The sequence below is a fragment of the Streptomyces sp. NRRL S-118 genome, assembly GCF_000716335.1.
Classification (GTDB): domain Bacteria; phylum Actinomycetota; class Actinomycetes; order Streptomycetales; family Streptomycetaceae; genus Streptomyces.
The window spans coordinates 7,003-9,021 of sequence record NZ_KL591009.1 but is presented as its reverse complement, the minus strand read 5'-3'; the positions used below and the strand labels follow the sequence as shown (position 1 = coordinate 9,021).

The following is a 2,019-nucleotide window of genomic DNA, read 5'->3' as shown; positions in this document are numbered from 1 at the left end:
ACTGAACCAGAATCAGTCGTGCTGCCAATTACACCATAGGCCACCAAAACTCAACCCCTTGAGAGGGTTTTGTTCGGGTTACGCTTCGGAGTTTCGGGCTTTCGGCCCGCTCCCCTCGGCGCAGGAAGAACATTACCTGAAGGTGTCCGGGGCTCCAAAACGGGTTTGGTCGCGCAGCAGGCCGGGGAGCTGATCGAGGCTGGTGATCCGGGTGAGCTCGGGGCGTCCGCCGATGCCGGTGCGATCCAGCCAGATGCCCGTCAGGCCCGCCTCGACGGCCCCGCGGGCGTCGATGTCCGGCTGGTCGCCGACGTACGCGACCTCCTCCGGCGGCAGGTCGATGAGGGTGCAGGCGGCGTGGAAGGCCCCGGGGGCGGGCTTGGAGACACCCAGCTCGGCCGCGCAGACCAGGGCCTCGAAGCGGTCGTACACGCCCAGTGCGCGCAGCTTGCGCTCCTGGTTGCGGATCGTGGAGTTCGACAGGACGGCGTGCCGGTAGTCGGCCGCCAGGACGTCGAGCACGGGCAGGGTGTCCGGGAAGAGCGCCCAGGCGGCCTCGTAGTGCGCCAGGTACCGCTCGAACCAGGCGTCGGCCTCCTGATCGGTCAGCGGGCGGTCCAGGAAGTCGCGGACCCGGTCGCGGCGCTGGTCCTCGAAGGCGACCCCGCCGGCCTCGAAGCGGCGCCAGTGGTGGGTGGTGAGCTCCTTCCAACGCCGGAGGGCCTGGTCGACGGAGGTTTCTCCGTCGACCAGGCCCTCGGCCGTCAGGTGGTGCAGCATCCCGGCGCGGTCGGCGCTCGCGTAGTCGAAGATCGTGTCGTCGATGTCCCAGAGGACCGCACGGATCGGCATACCCCCGACCGTACCGCCGGGGCGGGGGTCAGGACCCCAGCTTCGCCAGGGCGGCGTCGATGCGGGCGAGCGTCCTGTCCTTGCCCAGGACCTCCAGGGACTCGAAGAGCGGCAGCCCGACCGTGCGGCCGGTGACCGCGACGCGGACCGGGGCCTGGGCCTTGCCCAGCTTCAGGCCGTGCTCCTCGCCGGCCGCGAGGACGGCCTCCTTGAGGGACTCCGGGCTGCTCCAGTCCGCGGCCTCCAGCTTGGCGCGGGCGGTGCGCAGCAGGGCGTCGGAGCCCTCCTTCATGGCCTTCTGCCAGGAGGCCTCGTCCTCGACGGGCTCCGGGAGGAAGAGGAAGTCGACGTTCTGGGTGATCTCCGAGAGGACGGTCAGGCGGGTCTGGGCGTGCGGCGCGATGGCCTCCCAGGCCGCGCGGTCGAAGTCCTCCGGCGCCCAGGGGGCGTGCGGGGCGCGCAGCCAGGGCTCGCACGCCTCGGCGAACGCCTTCACGTCGAGCCGGCGGATGTGGTCGGCGTTGATCGCCTCCGCCTTCTTGAGGTCGAAGCGCGCCGGGTTGGCGTTGACGTCCGCGATGTCGAAGCGCTCGACCATCTCGGGAATGGTGAAGACGTCCTGGTCGGCGGAGAAGGACCAGCCGAGCAGCGAGAGGTAGTTGAGCAGGCCCTCGGGGAGGAAGCCGCGCTCCCGGTAGAGGTTCAGGGAGGACTGCGGGTCACGCTTGGAGAGCTTCTTGTTGCCCTCGCCCATGACGTACGGCAGGTGCCCGAAGGCGGGGATGTCCTTGGCGACGCCGAGCTCGATGAGCGCCTTGTAGAGCGCGATCTGGCGCGGGGTGGAGGACAGCAGGTCCTCGCCGCGCAGCACGTGGGTGATCTCCATCAGCGCGTCGTCGACGGGGTTGACGAGCGTGTAGAGGGGGGCGCCGTTGGCGCGGACGATGCCGTAGTCCGGGACGTTGTCCGGGGTGAAGGTGAGCTCGCCGCGCACCAGGTCGGTGAAGGTGATGGGCTCGTCGGGCATCCGGAAGCGGACGATCGACTCGCGGCCCTCGGCCTCGTACGCCGATTTCCGCTCGGCGGTCAGGTCGCGGCACTTCCCGTCGTACCCGGACGGCTTGCCGGCGGCGCGGGCGGCCTCGCGGCGCTCGTCGAGTTCGGTGG

General features: G+C 70.3%; 2 protein-coding genes. Both read right to left on the bottom strand.

Translation table 11 applies throughout. The annotated features are described in order from the left end of the window. Positions 1-132: 132 nt before the first annotated feature. Complete coding sequence (locus IH00_RS0117490; RefSeq protein ID WP_031074614.1) at positions 133-852, bottom strand: HAD family hydrolase; 720 nt, start codon at positions 850-852, stop codon at positions 133-135. Positions 853-880: 28 nt separating this feature from the next. Continuing rightward, positions 881-2,019, bottom strand: a 1,139-nt coding sequence (gene gltX / locus IH00_RS37430; RefSeq protein WP_031074613.1) for a glutamate--tRNA ligase, incomplete at its 5' end; no start/stop codon positions are given.

Excerpts from the sequence above, each read along its gene's own strand:
- IH00_RS0117490 (WP_031074614.1), bottom strand. The coding sequence starts at position 852 with ATGCCGATCCGTGCGGTCCTCTGGGACATCGACGACACGATCTTCGAC.